The organism is Pantoea sp. E956-1 (assembly GCF_982223955.1).
This window is the reverse complement of the sequence record NZ_CEUYZP010000017.1, coordinates 1-17,619: the sequence shown is the minus strand read 5'-3', so window position 1 is coordinate 17,619 and position 17,619 is coordinate 1. Positions and strand designations below refer to the sequence as shown.

The window sequence follows — 17,619 nt, the reverse complement described above, 5'->3', positions numbered from 1 at the left end:
GGGGCGTTCAATTTCGGTTGGACGCCCTCTGAGTCTCACTCCGACGGGAGCTAATCCGTGAAAGACTTACTTAAGTTTCTGAAAGCGCAAACTAAGACCGAAGAGTTTGATGCGATCAAAATTGCGCTGGCTTCGCCAGACATGATCCGTTCCTGGTCTTTTGGTGAAGTGAAAAAGCCAGAAACCATTAACTACCGTACTTTTAAGCCAGAGCGCGATGGTCTGTTCTGTGCCCGTATCTTCGGGCCGGTAAAAGACTATGAGTGCCTGTGCGGCAAATACAAGCGCCTGAAACACCGTGGTGTGATTTGTGAGAAGTGCGGCGTTGAAGTGACCCAGACTAAAGTACGCCGTGAGCGTATGGGCCACATCGAACTGGCGTCGCCGACTGCGCATATCTGGTTCCTGAAGTCACTGCCATCGCGTATCGGCTTACTGCTGGATATGCCACTGCGTGACATCGAACGCGTGCTCTATTTTGAATCTTACGTGGTAATCGAAGGTGGCATGACCAACCTCGAGAAGCGTCAGATTCTGACTGAAGAGCAGTACCTTGACGCTCTGGAAGAGTTCGGTGACGAGTTCGACGCCAAAATGGGCGCCGAAGCGATCCAGGCCCTGTTGAAAAACATGGATCTGGAGCAGGAGTGCGAGCAGCTGCGTGAAGAGCTGAACGAAACTAACTCCGAAACCAAACGTAAAAAACTGACCAAGCGCATCAAGCTGCTGGAAGCGTTCGTGCAGTCTGGCAACAAGCCAGAGTGGATGATCCTGACCGTGCTGCCTGTTCTGCCACCGGATCTGCGTCCGCTGGTACCGCTGGATGGTGGCCGTTTCGCAACGTCGGATCTGAACGATCTCTATCGTCGCGTGATCAACCGTAACAACCGTCTGAAACGCCTGCTGGATCTGGCTGCGCCAGATATCATCGTGCGCAACGAAAAGCGTATGTTACAGGAAGCGGTCGATGCACTGCTGGACAACGGTCGTCGCGGTCGTGCGATCACCGGTTCCAACAAGCGTCCGCTGAAATCACTGGCTGACATGATCAAAGGTAAGCAGGGTCGTTTCCGTCAGAACCTGCTGGGTAAACGTGTCGACTATTCTGGTCGTTCGGTTATCACCGTAGGTCCATACCTGCGTTTGCATCAGTGCGGTCTGCCGAAGAAAATGGCACTCGAACTGTTCAAACCGTTCATTTACGGCAAGCTGGAACTGCGTGGCCTGGCCACCACCATCAAAGCCGCGAAGAAAATGGTTGAGCGCGAAGAAGCGGTTGTCTGGGATATCCTCGACGAAGTAATCCGTGAGCACCCGGTTCTGCTGAACCGTGCGCCTACGCTGCACCGTCTGGGTATTCAGGCCTTTGAACCGGTTCTGATCGAAGGTAAAGCGATCCAGCTGCACCCGCTGGTTTGTGCGGCATACAACGCCGACTTCGATGGTGACCAGATGGCTGTTCACGTACCGCTGACGCTGGAAGCCCAGCTGGAAGCGCGTGCGCTGATGATGTCGACCAACAACATCCTGTCACCTGCGAACGGCGAGCCAATCATCGTTCCTTCTCAGGACGTTGTACTGGGTCTGTACTACATGACCCGCGACTGTGTTAACGCCAAAGGCGAAGGCATGGTGCTGACTGGCCCGAAAGAAGCTGAGCGTATTTATCGCGCTGGCCTCGCATCGCTGCATGCTCGCGTTAAGGTGCGTATCACCGAACACGAGAAAAATGAGCAGGATGAGTGGGTTGCTAAAACCAGCATCATCGACACCACTATTGGCCGTGCCATCCTGTGGATGATCGTGCCAAAAGGTCTGCCTTTCTCCATCGTTAACCAGGCGCTGGGCAAAAAAGCCATCTCCAAAATGCTGAACACCTGTTACCGCATTCTGGGCCTGAAGCCGACCGTTATCTTTGCTGACCAGACCATGTACACCGGTTTCGCTTACGCAGCCCGTTCAGGCGCGTCTGTCGGCATCGACGACATGGTTATTCCAGAGAAGAAAGTGGAAATCATCACTGAAGCGGAAGCAGAAGTGGCTGAGATCCAGGAGCAGTTCCAGTCTGGTCTGGTAACCGCAGGCGAACGTTACAACAAAGTCATCGATATCTGGGCAGCGGCCAACGAACGTGTTGCCAAGGCGATGATGGAAAACCTCTCAACCGAAACCGTTATTAACCGTGACGGCGTAGAAGAGCGACAGGTTTCCTTTAACAGCATCTTTATGATGGCTGACTCCGGTGCGCGTGGTTCTGCTGCACAGATTCGTCAGCTGGCCGGTATGCGTGGTCTGATGGCGAAGCCAGATGGCTCCATCATCGAAACACCAATCACGGCGAACTTCCGTGAAGGGTTGAACGTACTTCAGTACTTCATCTCAACCCACGGTGCACGTAAAGGTCTGGCGGATACCGCACTGAAAACGGCGAACTCCGGTTATCTGACGCGTCGTCTGGTTGACGTTGCACAGGATCTGGTTGTTACCGAAGATGACTGTGGTACACACGAAGGCATCATGATGACGCCTGTCATCGAAGGTGGCGATGTTAAAGAGCCACTGCGTGAACGTGTACTGGGTCGTGTGACTGCTGAAGACGTTCTGAAGCCGGGTACGGCTGACATTCTGGTTCCACGCAACACGCTGCTCGATGAGCACTGGTGTGACGTGCTGGAACTGAACTCAGTCGATAGCCTGAAAGTCCGCTCAGTAGTAGGTTGTGAAACCGACTTTGGTGTGTGTGCGCATTGCTATGGTCGCGACCTGGCACGTGGTCACATCATCAACAAAGGTGAAGCGATCGGTGTTATCGCGGCACAGTCCATCGGTGAGCCAGGTACACAGCTGACGATGCGTACGTTCCACATCGGTGGTGCGGCATCACGTGCGGCTGCTGAATCCAGCATTCAGGTGAAGAACAAAGGTACCATCAAGCTGACCAACGCCAAGTCGGTAACGAACTCGGCAGGCAAGCTGGTGATCACCTCGCGTAACGTTGAACTGAAAATGATCGACGAATTTGGTCGTACCAAAGAGAGCTATAAAGTTCCTTATGGTTCTACCATGGCGAAAGGTGATGGTGAGCAGGTTGCAGCGGGCGAAACCGTCGCAAACTGGGATCCGCATACCATGCCAGTCATCACCGAAGTGGGCGGTTTCATTCGCTTCACGGACATGGTTGATGGCCAGACCATTACCCGTCAGACAGATGACTTAACCGGTCTTTCTTCGCTGGTGGTTCTGGACAGCGCTGAACGTACTGCGGGCGGTAAAGATCTGCGTCCTGCGCTGAAAATTGTTGATGCCAACGGCAACGACGTTCTGATCCCGGGCACCGACATGCCGGCTCAGTACTTCCTGCCCGGTAAAGCGATTGTTCAGCTGGAAGATGGCGTGAAGATCAGTGCTGGTGACACGCTGGCGCGTGTTCCGCAGGAATCTGGCGGTACCAAGGATATTACCGGTGGTCTGCCACGCGTTGCTGACCTGTTCGAAGCGCGTCGTCCGAAAGAGCCAGCTATTCTGGCAGAGATCAGCGGCATCATCTCCTTCGGTAAAGAGACTAAAGGTAAGCGTCGTCTGGTCATCACTCCGCTGGATGGCAGTGAGCCGTACGAAGAGATGATTCCGAAATGGCGTCAGCTGAACGTGTTCGAAGGTGAACGTGTTGAGCGCGGTGACGTGGTTTCCGATGGCCCAGAGTCTCCACATGACATCCTGCGCTTGCGTGGCGTGCATGCGGTGACCCGTTACATCACTAACGAAGTGCAGGAAGTTTACCGTCTGCAAGGCGTTAAGATTAACGATAAGCACATCGAAGTCATCGTTCGTCAGATGCTGCGTAAAGCAACCATCGTGAGCGCAGGAAGTGCAGACTTCCTGGAAGGTGAGCAGGCTGAATTCTCTCGCATCAAGATCTCTAACCGTGATCTGGAAGCGAACGGAAAAGTTGGCGCAACCTTCATGCGTGACCTGCTGGGTATTACCAAAGCGTCACTGGCTACCGAATCGTTCATCTCTGCAGCATCGTTCCAGGAAACCACGCGTGTCCTGACCGAAGCAGCAGTAGCAGGTAAGCGCGATGAACTGCGCGGCCTGAAAGAGAACGTAATCGTGGGTCGTCTGATCCCGGCCGGTACCGGTTATGCGTACCATCAGGATCGTATGCGCCGCAAAGCGGCAGGTGAAGTTCCGGTTGCACCGCAGGTTACTGCGGATGAAGCCTCAGCCAGCCTGGCTGAACTGTTGAACGCCGGTCTTGGCGGCAACAAAGACGATTAATCGTCCTTTGCCTGATAAAAACCCTGCCTCGGCAGGGTTTTTTTTTGTCTCTGATTCAGGCATTCCAGTCGTTGCGGCCAAGGCCAATGTCTTTCAGCTGACTGTCACTCAGCTTCGACAGAATGATGCGCGTCTCACGCCTCAGCTGCCAGCGTTTATAACTGCGCCAAAGATAGCGAACCAGCTGGTAAGGCGTGCCTGTAAACGGTTTAGCTGCGCGATTCTCGTCGTATCCCATGATAGTGCCCTCAGTGAATTGTCTGAGGACTATTTTCAGTGGATCGCTCTGTATGATACAGACGCAAAAATAACCTTTATTTAACATACAGATTGCGGAAATGGCGATCTGAATGGTAAAAAAGAGGCATAACTGTACCGGTTAATGCTCAGATTTTGAGTCAGAGGAAATACAATGACGCGATATGAACATCTGGCCACGCTACTGGCTCAGCGTATCGAACAAGGTTTATATCGCAGCGGTGAGCGCCTGCCCTCGGTACGCAGTCTGAGTACCGAACATGGCGTCAGTATCAGTACCGTACAGCAGGCTTATCATCTGCTGGAAGAGAAGCAGATGATTACGCCGCAGTCGCGCTCCGGCTATTTTGTCGCTTCGCGCAAAGCGACGCCGCCGATGCCTGCCCTGACCCGTCCCGCACAGCGTCCGGTTGAAGTAACGCAGTGGGATGCAGTGCTGGAGCTAATTAACAGCCGTCTGGAAGATGATGTGTTGCAACTTGGCAGCGGCATGCCGGATCTGACCCAGCCGACGCTTAAGCCGCTGTGGAAAGCCTTCAGCCGACAGGCACAGAAGCAGGACATCGCGCTGCTCAATTATGACAACCTCTATGGTGTTCTCGCGCTGCGGCAACAGGTTGCACGGCTGGCGATAGATAGCGGTTGTCAGCTCACCGCCGATGATATCGTTATTACCACCGGCTGCCATGAAGCGTTATCGGTAGCCGTGCGCGCGGTCTGCGAACCGGGCGATATCATTGCCGTTGAGTCGCCTTCGTTTCACGGCATCATGCAAACCCTGCGCGGATTTGGCATTCGTGCCATTGAGATCCCGACCGATGCGGTAACCGGCATCAGCCTGGAAGCGCTGGAACTGGCGTTTGATCAATGGCCGATTAAAGCAGTCGTTGTTGTGCCGAACTGTAATAATCCGCTGGGATTTATCATGCCTGAGCCGCGTAAGCGGGCATTGCTGGCACTGGCGCAGCGATTTGACGCGGCGGTCATTGAAGATGATGTTTATGGTGAGTTAGCCTGGGAATATCCCCGCCCAACCACCATTAAAGCGCTGGATCTCGATGGTCGGGTTCTGCTGTGCAGCTCCTTTTCCAAAACGCTGGCACCAGGTTTGCGCGTCGGCTGGGTTGCACCCGGCCGCTATCGCGACCGTGTACTGCACATGAAATATATCGTCACAGGTTCCACTGCCACACAGCCTCAGTATGCGGTTTCCGAGTTTATACGCCAGGGCCATTATCAGCCCCATCTGCGCCGGATGCGGCAAATCTATCATCGTAATTATGAAACCTTTAGCTGCTGGGTGCGCCACTATTTTCCCTGCGGCATCTGCGTTTCCCGTCCTCAGGGCGGTTTTCTGATGTGGATAGAATTACCCGAAGCATTTGATGCGGTCCGTCTTAACCGCGAATTGCGCGAATCAAAAATTCAGATAGCCGTAGGCTCACTCTTTTCGGCCTCGGGTAAATACCGTAACTGTCTGCGCTTAAACTACGGGCTGCCGATCAACGAGCAGACTGAACAGGCGCTGGCGCTGGTGGGTGCAGCCGTCGAACGCGCTATGCTCTCGTGCCAGCATGAAACGCAGATTTCAGCTTCAACTCTCGCATAGCGGAAAGAAAAAGCAGGGCCGGCAAGAGGAGGGAACCGGCCCTGGTCAGATAACCTTAACCTGACGGAGGCCACGTTAAGGTGTTGGATCAAAGCACGCCAGCGGCAACATACGCTTTTGCGCGCCGCTTTCCCGGAAGAACGCTGGCGTTGACCGGTTTTGCTGCCGCTATGCGCGACAGGTTCCACAAATCCTTATGTGTGAGGCTCTGCCAGCGACAGAAGGGTACGCGTTGCTTCACGCCAGTCATCTGCCTGGGTAATCGCACTCACCACCGCAATACTCCCTACGCCGGTTGCCAGCACGTCAGGTGCGCGTGCAATCGATATACCGCCAATCGCCACGGTGGGAATATGCGTCAGGCGTGTCAGATGCCGCTTCAGCTGCTCAATACCCTGAGGCGCAGAAGGCATCTCTTTAGTCTGCGTCGGGAAAATATGTCCAAGTGCGATGTAAGAGGGCTGGATTGCCAGTGCGCGATCCAGTTCAGCATCATCATGGGTGGAGAGTCCCAGACGCAATCCTGCCTGATGAATACGGGCAAGATCGGCGACATCGAGATCCTCCTGACCCAGATGCACGCCATAAGCCTGATGTTTTATCGCCAGCTGCCAGTAGTCATTGATAAACAGGCGCGCGTCATAGTGTTTACCCAGCGCAATCGCCTGAGCGATGGCGGGCTCGGCGACCTCATCAGGCTGGTCTTTTATGCGCAACTGCAGTGTGCGAACGCCTATCTCCAGCAGGCGTTCAATCCACTCCGGGCTATCAACCACCGGATAAAGCCCCAGGCGTGGGGCGGTAGCGGGAAATGCGGGCATCGTTACTCCTCCTTAGTGGCATCGGCGGAGTGATAAAGCTCACCGCCGCGACGACGAAAACGGTCTGACATTTGCGCCATGCCCACTTCAACGGGCTCGGCGCGTGTATCCTGACGTGCAGCAAACTCACGCACCTCCTGGGAAATTTTCATTGAGCAGAACTTAGGCCCGCACATCGAGCAAAAATGGGCCACTTTGCCCGACTCCTGCGGAAGGGTCTCGTCATGCATTGCCCGCGCCGTATGAGGATCCAGCGCCAGATTAAACTGATCTTCCCAGCGGAATTCAAAGCGCGCTTTGGACATAGCGTTATCACGGATCTGCGCTCCCGGATGGCCTTTCGCCAGATCGGCGGCATGCGCCGCGATTTTGTAGGTGATCAATCCCTGCTTCACATCCTCTTTGTTCGGCAGACCCAGATGCTCTTTGGGCGTGACGTAACACAACATGGCGCAACCAAACCAGCCAATCATGGCAGCACCGATACCTGAGGTGAAATGATCATAGCCGGGCGCGATGTCGGTGGTCAGCGGGCCAAGAGTGTAAAAGGGGGCTTCATCGCACAGGTCGAGCTGTTCGGTCATGTTGCGGCGGATCATATGCATCGGGACGTGCCCCGGGCCTTCAATCATGACCTGAACGTCATATTCCCAGGCAATACGGGTCAGTTCGCCCAGGGTACGCAGTTCGGCAAACTGCGCCTCATCGTTGGCATCCTGAATGGAACCCGGACGCAGGCCATCGCCCAGCGACAGGGAGACATCATAAGCGGCGCAGATTTCACAAATCTCCCGGAAGTGCTGGTACAGGAAGCTCTCCTGATGATGCGACAGGCACCATTTCGCCATGATAGATCCACCCCGCGATACAATCCCGGTCAGACGTTTCGCCGTCATCGGGACATAACGCAGCAGCACGCCAGCGTGGATAGTGAAGTAATCGACACCCTGTTCCGCCTGCTCAAGCAGCGTATCGCGGAATATTTCCCAGTTCAGCGCCTCGGCCACGCCATTCACTTTTTCCAGCGCCTGGTAAATCGGCACTGTACCGATTGGCACCGGGCTGTTTCGCAAAATCCATTCGCGCGTTTCATGAATATAACGACCGGTAGAGAGATCCATCACCGTATCGGCACCCCAGCGAGTCGACCACACCAGTTTTTCCACCTCTTCCTCAATAGAAGAGGTCACCGCCGAGTTACCGATGTTGGCGTTGACCTTAACCAGAAAGTTGCGGCCAATGATCATCGGCTCCGATTCAGGATGATTGATATTGGCAGGGATGATGGCGCGCCCGGCAGCGACCTCCTGACGCACAAACTCGGGCGTGATACTGGCTGGCAGATGTGCGCCAAAACTGTGGCCGGGATGCTGTTGCAGCAATACCTCACTGTGGATTCGCTCACGGCCCATGTTTTCCCGCAGGGCGATAAATTCCATCTCCGGAGTGATGATCCCCTGGCGGGCATAGTGCAATTGCGTGACGCGGCAGCCTGTGCGGGCACGGCGCGGTGTCGGGAGTTGATCGAAGCGCAGCTGATCCAGCCCTTCGTCAGCCAGCCGCTGCTGGGTATAGCCCGAGCTGTTCTGTTCGAGAAATTCGCTATCGTCGCGCTCAGCAATCCAGCGGGCGCGCAGCTTTTCCAGACCACGATGAACATCGATCTGTGCCGCGGGATCGCCATAGGCACCTGCCGTGTCATAGACCGGTACCGCTTCGTTTTGCTCATAGAGAGGCTGTTCTTTGCTGCCGCCGATATGGGTCGGGCTTAGCACGATTTCACGCATGGGAACGCGAATATCCTCGCGGCTGCCGGTAATCCAGATGCGGCGGGACTGGGGAAATGCACTGCCGCTTTGCAGGGAATCGATAAATTCCTGCGCCTGGGCACGCTGTTCACGACGGGTTGTCTTTTGGTCAGACATAGCAATCTTCCTGTTAAGGGGGAACGATGCTTGTCCGGAGTTCGGAAGGAGTAACCGTATAGACAGCGTAAGCATGCTGGCATACAGAGAAGTTTTACTCTTGTTCCCTTCGCAGGTTCTAACCTGATCAGGTTCCGCGGATCCCGAATTAACGGTCTCAGCCCAACTGGGCACTCCGACAAGAAGCTGTTTTTACGCTGGCCTCTGATAACAGAGTCAGGTGTAAAAACCTTATATTTCAAAGCAAAAATAAAAAAGGTTCTTTGGAGCGCGCTCCTCAGAACCTGTTCAGCATAAAAGGGCTAAGGGATAATCTCAACCCCTTTGCCAGCGATGACCCTTAAGCCGGACGCGCGATATGGCTGTCATTGGCAACCGGCGGGGGGGCAAGCTGGTTATCCCATGCCAGCTGGATCAGCTTATCTTCCAGCGTAAAGCGTGCTTCCAGCACTTCGCCCACTTCGGAGAGCGCCTGCTGAAAGGTCATGCAGTTTTCGTCATCGATCGCCTGCTGCAGATGACCGTCATACAGCTGCATCAGACGCTCAGTATTGGCTTCCAGCGGTGGATAGATCTGCGCGGCGGCAATCAGCGGGCTGTCGCCGCTCATTTCACTGATGACGCGCTCATAGATACTAAAATGACCCGCAGAAAGATAATCGACCAGGCCGTGACAGAAGTTGTCCAGAGCCTGCTCATCCAGACGCGTTAGCGCCTCTTTGTTAGGTTTAAGTCCGACCAGGTGATAATAGGTCACCAGTAGCTGACGACGGGCTTCAAGCCACGAATCGACCAGTTCATTACTGCCACCTACGCGTTCAGCCAGGACGTCTAACTGGTTAAGCATATCTAACTCCATGTGAGTTATAGTTGTTTATCTACACACTTAACATCAGGACTTCAGCGTGCGATTTGACGCTAAGGATGACGAAATAAATGCAATGCGAAATCTCAAGCGTAGACGCTGGATGGTGGATTGTCAGCCATGAACAGAAACTTTGGTTGCCACAAGGTGATTTACCCCACGGAAGCGCCGAAAAATTTGGTTTGACCGGCAGTAAAGCCCGGACCATCGGTGAGTGGCAGGGCGAAAAAGTCTGGCTGATTTGTGAGCCGCGCTCTGCCGATATGTTCTCTGTACGACAGCTGATCGATCAGGATGTGGCGCTGTTTCAGCTGGTGGGTCGCGGTGTGCAACTGGCGGAATTCTACCGTTCTCATCGCTGGTGCGGCTATTGCGGCCATGAAATGCATCACAGCAAGCATGAATTTGCCTGTCTTTGCAGCCATTGCCGTGAACGTTACTATCCACAGATCGCGCCCTGCATCATTGTGGCTATCCGTCGCGGCGATCAAATTCTGCTGGCGAATCATGCCCGCCATCGCAACAAGATCTACACCGTACTGGCAGGTTTTGTGGAAGTTGGCGAGACGCTGGAGCAGGCCGTTGCCCGCGAAGTAATGGAAGAGAGCAATATTCGCGTCAAAAACGTCCGTTATGTTACCTCCCAGCCGTGGCCCTTCCCGCAATCGCTGATGACAGCCTTTATGGCGGAGTATGACAGCGGCGATCTGCAGCACGACGGTAAAGAGCTGCTGGATGCGGCCTGGTTCCGGTTTGATGACCTGCCTCTGCTGCCGCCGCCAGGCACCGTGGCGCGCCGCCTGATTGAAGATACCGTCGCCCTGTGCCGCGCCGAAGTGTGAAAGTGCTACACTACACGCCTGTTATAGAGAGAGTGTTGAGATGAGTGAACTGAAGAACGATCGTTATTTGCGTGCCCTGTTACGCCAGCCGGTTGATGTCACACCGGTCTGGATGATGCGACAAGCCGGGCGCTATTTGCCGGAATACAAAGCGACACGCGCCCAGGCGGGTGACTTTATGTCGCTGTGTAAAAACGCCGAGCTGGCCTGTGAAGTCACCCTGCAGCCGCTGCGCCGTTATCCGCTGGATGCCGCCATCCTCTTCAGTGATATCCTGACCATTCCGGATGCGATGGGACTGGGTCTCTATTTTGAAACCGGCGAAGGCCCGCGTTTCTCTAACCCTGTGACCTGTCGCGCTGACGTCGAGCGTTTACCGGTGCCCGATCCTGAAATGGAGCTGGGCTATGTGATGAATGCTGTCCGCACCATCCGTAAGAACCTGAACGGCGATCTGCCGCTGATTGGCTTCTCCGGCAGTCCGTGGACGCTGGCCACCTACATGGTGGAAGGTGGGAGCAGCAAGGCGTTTACCAAAATTAAGAAGATGATGTATGCCGACCCCGCTACGCTCCACGCGATGCTGGATAAGCTGGCCGACAGCGTCATCCTCTATCTCAATGCTCAGATTCGCGCCGGTGCGCAGTCCGTTATGGTCTTTGATACCTGGGGCGGCGTGCTGACCGGTCGCGATTACCGCGAATTTTCCCTTCATTACATGCACAAAATTGTCGATGGCCTGCTGCGTGAAAATGACGGTCGTCGCGTGCCGGTGACGCTTTTCACCAAAGGCGGCGGGCAGTGGCTGGAAGCGATGGCCGCCACCGGTTGTGATGCGCTGGGTCTCGACTGGACCACCGATATTGATGACGCACGCCGTCGTGTGGGCGACAAAGTTGCCCTGCAGGGCAACATGGATCCTTCTATGCTCTATGCGGCTCCTGAGCGTATCGAACAGGAAGTGGCTGGGATCCTGAAGCGCTTTGGTTCGGGCACCGGACATGTCTTCAATCTGGGTCATGGTATTCATCTGGATGTCCCACCGGAAAATGCGGGCGTCTTTGTTGAGGCGGTACACCGTTTATCACGTCCCTGGCATCAGGAGTAATCATGGATATTGCCGCACTTCGCGCTGAGCAGTTACAACGCGCCGCTGACGTGGTGCGTGAAGATGATTTTGACGTATTGCCGCCCCGCTTTATTGGCGGAGCGGACGTTGGATTTGAGCAGGAAGGTACCGTTACGCGGGCGGCGATGGTGATACTGGAGTATCCCTCGTTAAAGCTGGTGGAACATCGCATCGCGCGCGTTGAGACCACCATGCCCTACATTCCGGGCTTTCTCTCATTCCGTGAATATCCGGCGCTGATGGCCGCCTGGCAGATGCTGGAGCAAAAGCCGGACCTGCTGTTTGTGGATGGACACGGTATTTCGCATCCAAGACGACTGGGCGTCGCGTCGCATTTTGGCCTGCTGGTCGATGTGCCAACCATTGGCGTGGCCAAAAGTCGCCTGTGTGGGCGTTTTGACGATCTGGATGCGCAGCCTGGCAGTCGCCAGCCACTGATCGACAAAGGTGAGCAGATAGGCTGGGTATGGCGCAGCAAGCTACGGTGTAATCCGCTGTTTGTCGCCACCGGCCATCGTGTCAGCCTGGATACCGCGCTGCAGTGGGTCGAAAACTGTACGCGTGGTTACCGGCTGCCGGAACCGACCCGCTGGGCCGACGCGGTTGCCTCGAACCGAACCGCTTTCCAGCGCTGGCAAAACGCGCTTTAACACTGTTTGTGCTGCGCTTTTGCAGTTACACTGCGGCCAGCGAAACGAATAAGAGCCACCTTTATGTTACAAAATCCCGTTCATCTGCGTCTGGCGAAGCTGGAAAGCTGGCAGCACCTTACTTTTATGGCCTGCCTGTGCGAGCGCATGTATCCCAACTATCGCGCGTTCTGCGAGCAGACTGAATTTGCCGATCCGGCACTCTATCGCCGTATTCTTGATCTGATCTGGGAAAACCTGACGGTCAAAGATGCGAAGATTAACTTCGACAGCCAGCTGGAAAAGCTCGAAGCCGCCATTCCGGATGGCGATGCGTTTGAGGTTTATGGCGTTTATCCGGCTATCGATGCCTGTGTGGCATTAAGCGAAGTCGTACATGCGCAGCTGAGCGGTGAAACTCTTGAGCATGCAATTGAAGTCAGCGAGACCTCAATTACCACTATCGCCATGCTGGAAATGACCCAGGCTGGACGCGAAATGACCGACGAAGAGCTGCGTGAAAATCCGGCTATCATCGATGAGTGGGACCTTCAGTGGGAGATTTTCCGCCTGCTGGCGGAGTGTGAAGAGCGTGACCTTGAATTGATTAAAGGTCTGCGATCTGACCTGCGTGAAGCGGGAATTAGCAACATCGGTATAAATTTCCAGCAGTAAGGCGATAAAACGTGACTTCAGGCCCGAATTAGCGCGCCTGGAGGCTTCACATTGGCCCCCTGTCTGGTCTACATTTGGGGGGCTGAAAATTGTGGCTATCGGTGCGTGCAGGCAGAAGAGTGCCAGAATATGGCTTTTCCCTCGCACTCGTTGCTTAGCAAGCGATAAATACACTTTAAGGATAACTTATGAACAAGACTCAACTGATTGATGTAATCGCAGAAAAAGCTGACCTGTCTAAAACCCAGGCAAAGGCAGCGCTGGAATCTACTCTGGCTGCGATCACTGAGTCTCTGAAAGATGGTGATGCTGTACAACTGGTTGGTTTTGGTACTTTTAAAGTGAACCACCGCGCTGAGCGTACCGGTCGTAACCCGCAGACTGGCAAAGAGATCAAAATCGCTGCAGCAAATGTACCGGCATTCGTGTCTGGTAAAGCGCTGAAAGACGCCGTTAAGTAAGACGTCGCACTGCGGTTAAGCTTTAAAACAGGGGGCGTTTCGCCCCTTTTGTTTAAGAGGCCAGCCATCATGACCCCGCTGTTTCAGCGTTTATCTGTTCTGTTTCTCTCCCTGTTTCTTTTCGGTTGCAGCTCTACTCCGGATATTCCCCCCTTTTCTGCCAGTGGCTATCTTGCCGATCGTGGTGTTGTTCGTATCTGGCGTAAAAACAGCGACCACCAGTCGGTTCATATTCGCACCTTCTATACGCCGTTCAGTGGCGGTGAGGGTGAAGTGACGGATTATGTCTGGCTGGAAGAGTCGTTGATCAGCATTCAGCGTCAGGTGAAGGGCAACCAGCCTGATGATGTGACCCTGCGCTTTGACCAGGCTGGTGGTCTAAACTTTATGCAGCGCCAGCTTTCAGGCCGGCGTGAGGCGGTCAGTCCGGATGCGGTTGAGCTCTATAAGTTTGATGCCGAGCGGATGCGTAACCTTAGCGACGCGCTATTAAGCGGTCAGGTGTTCCTCAGACAGGGACACTGGCTGGGAAACAATGTGCTGGAGAGTTGCGAAGGCCAGCAGGTCAGACCCGCTTTTGACGCTGACGCTCTGCAAATGCTGACACAGCAGCAACGCCGCGCATCGGCACCGCTGATGGTGTCATGGCTTGAAGCGCCGGAAGGGATACAGCTATTGCGGGTCAGTCTGCAGGATGACTGCTCACAGCAGCCGACAGAAGAAGAGATGTGAATTGAAAAGGGGGCACCTGGTGCCCCCTGAACTTATTTGCGATTAATGGCGCGGTAGCCGATATCGCGGCGACAGAAGCTGCCCTGCCATGAGATCGGCTGTGTCAGCTCATAAGCCCGCTTTTGTGCTGCAGCCACATCATCGCCCAGCGCGGTTACGCACAACACGCGGCCGCCGTTTGTCAGCACCCGGTCCTCTTCCAGCCGTGTTCCGGCGTGGAATACCTTGCCATCAGCAACTTCTTCCAGTGGCAGACCGTGAATCTGATCGCCCTGAGCGTAGCCACCCGGATAACCGCCCGCCGCCAGGACTACACCCAGCGCAGGGCGGGGATCCCATTGCGACGTTTTCTGATCCAGCTTACCCTCACAGGCGGCCAGGCAAAGATCGACCAGATCTGACTGCAGACGCAGCATGATCGGCTGAGTCTCCGGATCGCCGAAGCGGCAGTTGAATTCGATCACTTTCGGCTGCCCGCTGTGGTCGATCATCAGGCCAGCATAGAGAAAACCGGTATAGACGTTACCTTCAGCCGCCATGCCGCGCACGGTCGGCCAGATAACCTGATCCATAACGCGCTGGTGGATCTCATCGGTGACAACCGGAGCCGGAGAGTAGGCACCCATTCCACCGGTGTTCGGGCCGGTGTCGCCATCGCCGACACGTTTGTGATCCTGGCTGGTGGCCATTGGCAGCACATGCTCACCGTCTACCATCACGATGAAGCTGGCTTCTTCGCCATCCAGAAACTCTTCAATCACAATGCGGTGACCGGCATCGCCAAAGGCATTACCGGCTAGCATATCCTGAACCGCATCTTCAGCTTCCTGCAGCGTCATCGCGACAATCACGCCTTTACCTGCGGCCAGGCCGTCGGCTTTGATGACGATAGGTGCGCCTTTTTCACGCAGATACGCCAGAGCGGGCTCAACCTCGGTGAAGTTCTGGTATTCCGCGCTGGGGATCTGGTGACGTGCCAGAAAATCTTTGGTGAAGGCTTTAGAGCCTTCCAGTTGTGCAGCGGCCTGCGTCGGACCGAAGATAGCCAGCCCGGCCTCACGGAAGGCATCCACGATGCCAATCACCAGCGGCGCTTCGGGTCCGACAATCGTCAGATCGATCTTTTCACGCCGGGCGAACTCAAGCAGGGCAGGGACATCAGTGGCACTAATCGCGACATTCTGCAGCGCAGGCTCTAATGCAGTACCCGCATTACCCGGCGCGACAAACACGGTTTCCGCCAGCGGCGACTGGACTGCTTTCCAGGCCAGCGCATGTTCACGTCCGCCATTGCCGATTACTAAAATTTTCATCTGTTACTCTCCAGAACGATTAATGGCGGAAGTGGCGCATGTCGGTGAAGATCATGGCAATGCCGTGTTCATCAGCCGCCGCAATCACCTCTTCATCGCGAATGGAGCCGCCAGGCTGGATGACGCAACTCACGCCTGATGCGGCTGCGGCATCAATACCATCGCGGAACGGGAAGAATGCATCCGACGCCATGGCTGATCCTTTTACTTCCAGACCTTCATCGGCTGCTTTAATGCCGGCAATCTTAGCGGAATAGACACGGCTCATCTGTCCGGCACCAATACCGATGGTCATGTTGTCGCGTGCATAAACAATGGCGTTAGACTTAACGAATTTCGCCACTTTCCAGCAGAACAGCGCATCGCGCAGCTCCTGCTCCGTTGGCTGACGCTTGCTGACCACGCGCAGCTGGCTGGCATCGACCATACCGAGATCGCGATCCTGGACCAGCAGACCACCGTTGACGCGTTTGAAATCCAGTGCGGCAGTACGGTTTTGCCATTGGCCGCAGATCAGGACACGGACATTCTGCTTCGCGGCGGTAATTTTCAGCGCGGCCTCGGAAACCGCTGGCGCGATAATCACCTCAACAAACTGGCGGCTGATAATGGCCTGCGCAGTTGCTTCATCCAGCTCGCGGTTAAAGGCGATAATGCCGCCGAATGCGGAGGTCGGATCGGTCTGGTAAGCACGCTCATAGGCTGACAGCAGAGAGTCACCGGTCGCTACGCCACAAGGGTTCGCATGTTTGACGATGACGCAGGCGGGTTCACTGAACTCTTTTACACATTCCAGTGCGGCATCCGTGTCAGCAATATTGTTATAGGAAAGCGCTTTACCCTGAACCTGCTGCGCGGTCGCCACTGAAGCTTCAGTAATATTCTCTTCTATATAGAAGGCAGCATCCTGATGACTGTTTTCACCGTAGCGCATATCCTGCTTCTTAATGAAGTTCAGATTGAGGGTACGCGGGAAGCGGCCGGCGGGATGATGACGTTCACCATGATAGGCGGGTACCAGAGTGCCGAAGTAGTTAGCGATCATGCTGTCATACGCGGCGGTATGTTCGAAGGCTTTGATCGCCAGATCGAAACGGGTCTCAAGCGTCAGCGCATTTTCATTAGCATCCATTTCACTAATGATGGCATCGTAGTCGCCACTGCTGACCACGATTGCCACATCCTTATGGTTCTTGGCGGCAGAGCGCACCATGGTCGGGCCACCGATGTCGATATTTTCCACTGCATCTTCCAGTGAACATCCTTCACGGGCGACGGTCTGTGCAAAGGGATAGAGGTTAACGACCACCATATCGATTGGGCTGATGTCGTGCTGCGCCATAATGGCATCATCCTGGCCGCGACGACCTAAAATGCCGCCATGCACTTTCGGATGCAGAGTTTTGACGCGTCCATCCATCATTTCCGGGAAACCGGTGTAGTCAGAGACTTCTGTGACAGCCAGACCCGCATCCGCCAGCAGGCGAGCTGTTCCGCCTGTAGAGAGCAGTTCGACACCGCGACTTGAGAGCGCCTGAGCAAATTCGAGGATACCGGCTTTGTCAGAGACACTGAGCAATGCGCGGCGAACAGGACGAGTTTGTTGCATGGTGGTTTATCCCTTGGCTTTGTTTCGCGTATATAAGAGCGTTACATCAGGCTTTACAGCGGTTTTCTCTTCTCTATATAGGAAGAAAAAATCAAAAACCTCAGGTAACGCCCCGAAAAGGGGTGTCCGTAACTTCGCCCGGCATTGTAGCGAAAACGTTTGCGTGATGCTCGCCTAAATTTATCTGGCCCGACTAATGTGGATAACATTGTGTGTAACTGCGTATAACAGCCGCTTTTGCTGTGGAATGCAGCGAACGCTCTTTTTTATGCAATTTATGGGTTGCGCCTCTCAGACAACTCCCTATAATGCGCATCCATCAACACGGCACACCGGCAACGGAAAGCGGGTTGAGAGGCACAGGAGACTGCGCCGCCGGAGAAAAACTTCTGAAATAGAGGTTGACTCTGCAGGAGGAAAGCGTAATATACGCCACCTCGCGACAGGACGCTAACGCACTGTTCGCGCTG

Annotated in this window: 14 protein-coding genes and 1 riboswitch; of the genes, 8 read left to right on the top strand and 6 right to left on the bottom strand. The window is 54.8% G+C overall.

What is annotated here, in order from left to right; translation table 11 throughout:
• Window positions 1-57: 57 nt before the first annotated feature.
• Window positions 58-4,281 (top strand): DNA-directed RNA polymerase subunit beta', encoded by a 4,224-nt coding sequence (gene rpoC, locus AC0T7J_RS24650; protein WP_086906711.1) that lies wholly within the window; start codon window positions 58-60, stop codon window positions 4,279-4,281.
• A gap of 55 nt (window positions 4,282-4,336) precedes the next feature.
• Here the strand turns inward: rpoC and AC0T7J_RS24645 are convergent, their stop codons facing one another.
• Window positions 4,337-4,519 carry a DUF1127 domain-containing protein gene (locus AC0T7J_RS24645; protein ID WP_473798257.1) on the bottom strand — a complete coding sequence of 61 codons (183 nt, stop codon included), beginning with the start codon at window positions 4,517-4,519 and terminating at the stop codon, window positions 4,337-4,339.
• A gap of 174 nt (window positions 4,520-4,693) precedes the next feature.
• On the opposite strand from AC0T7J_RS24645, the gene AC0T7J_RS24640 reads away from it, so the two are divergent.
• Window positions 4,694-6,148 carry an aminotransferase-like domain-containing protein gene (locus tag AC0T7J_RS24640; RefSeq protein WP_473798254.1) on the top strand — a complete coding sequence of 485 codons (1,455 nt, stop codon included), beginning with the start codon at window positions 4,694-4,696 and terminating at the stop codon, window positions 6,146-6,148.
• Between the two features lie 194 nt (window positions 6,149-6,342).
• Here the strand turns inward: AC0T7J_RS24640 and thiE are convergent, their stop codons facing one another.
• The 3 genes from thiE to rsd all read right to left on the bottom strand — a co-directional run bounded on the left by thiE (window position 6,343) and on the right by rsd (window position 9,741).
• Entirely contained in the window at window positions 6,343-6,969 is a 627-nt protein-coding gene (gene thiE / locus AC0T7J_RS24635) for a thiamine phosphate synthase (RefSeq protein WP_473798251.1), read from the bottom strand.
• 2 nt (window positions 6,970-6,971) lie between these two features.
• Complete coding sequence (thiC, locus tag AC0T7J_RS24630; RefSeq protein ID WP_473798249.1) at window positions 6,972-8,894, bottom strand: phosphomethylpyrimidine synthase ThiC; 1,923 nt, start codon at window positions 8,892-8,894, stop codon at window positions 6,972-6,974.
• Between the two features lie 87 nt (window positions 8,895-8,981).
• A riboswitch (TPP riboswitch) is annotated at window positions 8,982-9,082 on the bottom strand.
• A gap of 152 nt (window positions 9,083-9,234) precedes the next feature.
• Window positions 9,235-9,741 (bottom strand): sigma D regulator, encoded by a 507-nt coding sequence (gene rsd / locus AC0T7J_RS24625; protein WP_473798247.1) that lies wholly within the window; start codon window positions 9,739-9,741, stop codon window positions 9,235-9,237.
• Window positions 9,742-9,830: 89 nt separating this feature from the next.
• Between rsd and nudC the strand changes: the two genes are divergently transcribed.
• From nudC to AC0T7J_RS24595, 6 genes are all read left to right on the top strand, one after another.
• The gene (gene nudC, locus AC0T7J_RS24620) at window positions 9,831-10,601 is read left to right on the top strand and encodes an NAD(+) diphosphatase (RefSeq protein ID WP_473798244.1); all 771 of its coding nucleotides are present in this window, start codon (window positions 9,831-9,833) and stop codon (window positions 10,599-10,601) included.
• Between the two features lie 40 nt (window positions 10,602-10,641).
• On the top strand, window positions 10,642-11,709 hold the full coding sequence (gene hemE / locus AC0T7J_RS24615; protein WP_473798242.1) for a uroporphyrinogen decarboxylase: 1,068 nt from the start codon (window positions 10,642-10,644) through the stop codon (window positions 11,707-11,709).
• A 2-nt stretch (window positions 11,710-11,711) separates the two neighbouring features.
• Window positions 11,712-12,380, top strand: a complete 669-nt coding sequence (gene nfi / locus AC0T7J_RS24610) for a deoxyribonuclease V (protein ID WP_442799439.1) — start codon at window positions 11,712-11,714, stop codon at window positions 12,378-12,380.
• A 63-nt stretch (window positions 12,381-12,443) separates the two neighbouring features.
• Complete coding sequence (locus tag AC0T7J_RS24605) at window positions 12,444-13,034, top strand: YjaG family protein (protein ID WP_010261070.1); 591 nt, start codon at window positions 12,444-12,446, stop codon at window positions 13,032-13,034.
• Window positions 13,035-13,222: 188 nt separating this feature from the next.
• Entirely contained in the window at window positions 13,223-13,495 is a 273-nt protein-coding gene (gene hupA / locus AC0T7J_RS24600; RefSeq protein WP_003850136.1) for a nucleoid-associated protein HU-alpha, read from the top strand.
• A 69-nt stretch (window positions 13,496-13,564) separates the two neighbouring features.
• Window positions 13,565-14,227 carry a DUF1481 domain-containing protein gene (locus AC0T7J_RS24595; protein ID WP_473798236.1) on the top strand — a complete coding sequence of 221 codons (663 nt, stop codon included), beginning with the start codon at window positions 13,565-13,567 and terminating at the stop codon, window positions 14,225-14,227.
• A gap of 32 nt (window positions 14,228-14,259) precedes the next feature.
• On the opposite strand, the gene purD is transcribed toward AC0T7J_RS24595, so the two are convergent.
• Complete coding sequence (gene purD, locus AC0T7J_RS24590; protein ID WP_473798233.1) at window positions 14,260-15,540, bottom strand: phosphoribosylamine--glycine ligase; 1,281 nt, start codon at window positions 15,538-15,540, stop codon at window positions 14,260-14,262.
• Between the two features lie 19 nt (window positions 15,541-15,559).
• Window positions 15,560-17,149 carry a bifunctional phosphoribosylaminoimidazolecarboxamide formyltransferase/IMP cyclohydrolase gene (gene purH / locus AC0T7J_RS24585; protein ID WP_473798230.1) on the bottom strand — a complete coding sequence of 530 codons (1,590 nt, stop codon included), beginning with the start codon at window positions 17,147-17,149 and terminating at the stop codon, window positions 15,560-15,562.
• Window positions 17,150-17,619: the final 470 nt, after the last annotated feature.

What these genes read in the sequence shown, in the direction of transcription:
- AC0T7J_RS24645 (WP_473798257.1), bottom strand. Translation starts at nt 4,519, where the DNA reads ATGGGATACGACGAGAATCGCGCAGCTAAACCGTTTACAGGCACGCCT.
- AC0T7J_RS24640 (WP_473798254.1), top strand. Translation starts at nt 4,694, where the DNA reads ATGACGCGATATGAACATCTGGCCACGCTACTGGCTCAGCGTATCGAA.
- thiE (WP_473798251.1), bottom strand. Translation starts at nt 6,969, where the DNA reads ATGCCCGCATTTCCCGCTACCGCCCCACGCCTGGGGCTTTATCCGGTG.
- thiC (WP_473798249.1), bottom strand. Translation starts at nt 8,894, where the DNA reads ATGTCTGACCAAAAGACAACCCGTCGTGAACAGCGTGCCCAGGCGCAG.
- rsd (WP_473798247.1), bottom strand. Translation starts at nt 9,741, where the DNA reads ATGCTTAACCAGTTAGACGTCCTGGCTGAACGCGTAGGTGGCAGTAAT.
- nudC (WP_473798244.1), top strand. Translation starts at nt 9,831, where the DNA reads ATGCAATGCGAAATCTCAAGCGTAGACGCTGGATGGTGGATTGTCAGC.
- hemE (WP_473798242.1), top strand. Translation starts at nt 10,642, where the DNA reads ATGAGTGAACTGAAGAACGATCGTTATTTGCGTGCCCTGTTACGCCAG.
- nfi (WP_442799439.1), top strand. Translation starts at nt 11,712, where the DNA reads ATGGATATTGCCGCACTTCGCGCTGAGCAGTTACAACGCGCCGCTGAC.
- AC0T7J_RS24605 (WP_010261070.1), top strand. Translation starts at nt 12,444, where the DNA reads ATGTTACAAAATCCCGTTCATCTGCGTCTGGCGAAGCTGGAAAGCTGG.
- hupA (WP_003850136.1), top strand. Translation starts at nt 13,223, where the DNA reads ATGAACAAGACTCAACTGATTGATGTAATCGCAGAAAAAGCTGACCTG.
- AC0T7J_RS24595 (WP_473798236.1), top strand. Translation starts at nt 13,565, where the DNA reads ATGACCCCGCTGTTTCAGCGTTTATCTGTTCTGTTTCTCTCCCTGTTT.
- purD (WP_473798233.1), bottom strand. Translation starts at nt 15,540, where the DNA reads ATGAAAATTTTAGTAATCGGCAATGGCGGACGTGAACATGCGCTGGCC.
- purH (WP_473798230.1), bottom strand. Translation starts at nt 17,149, where the DNA reads ATGCAACAAACTCGTCCTGTTCGCCGCGCATTGCTCAGTGTCTCTGAC.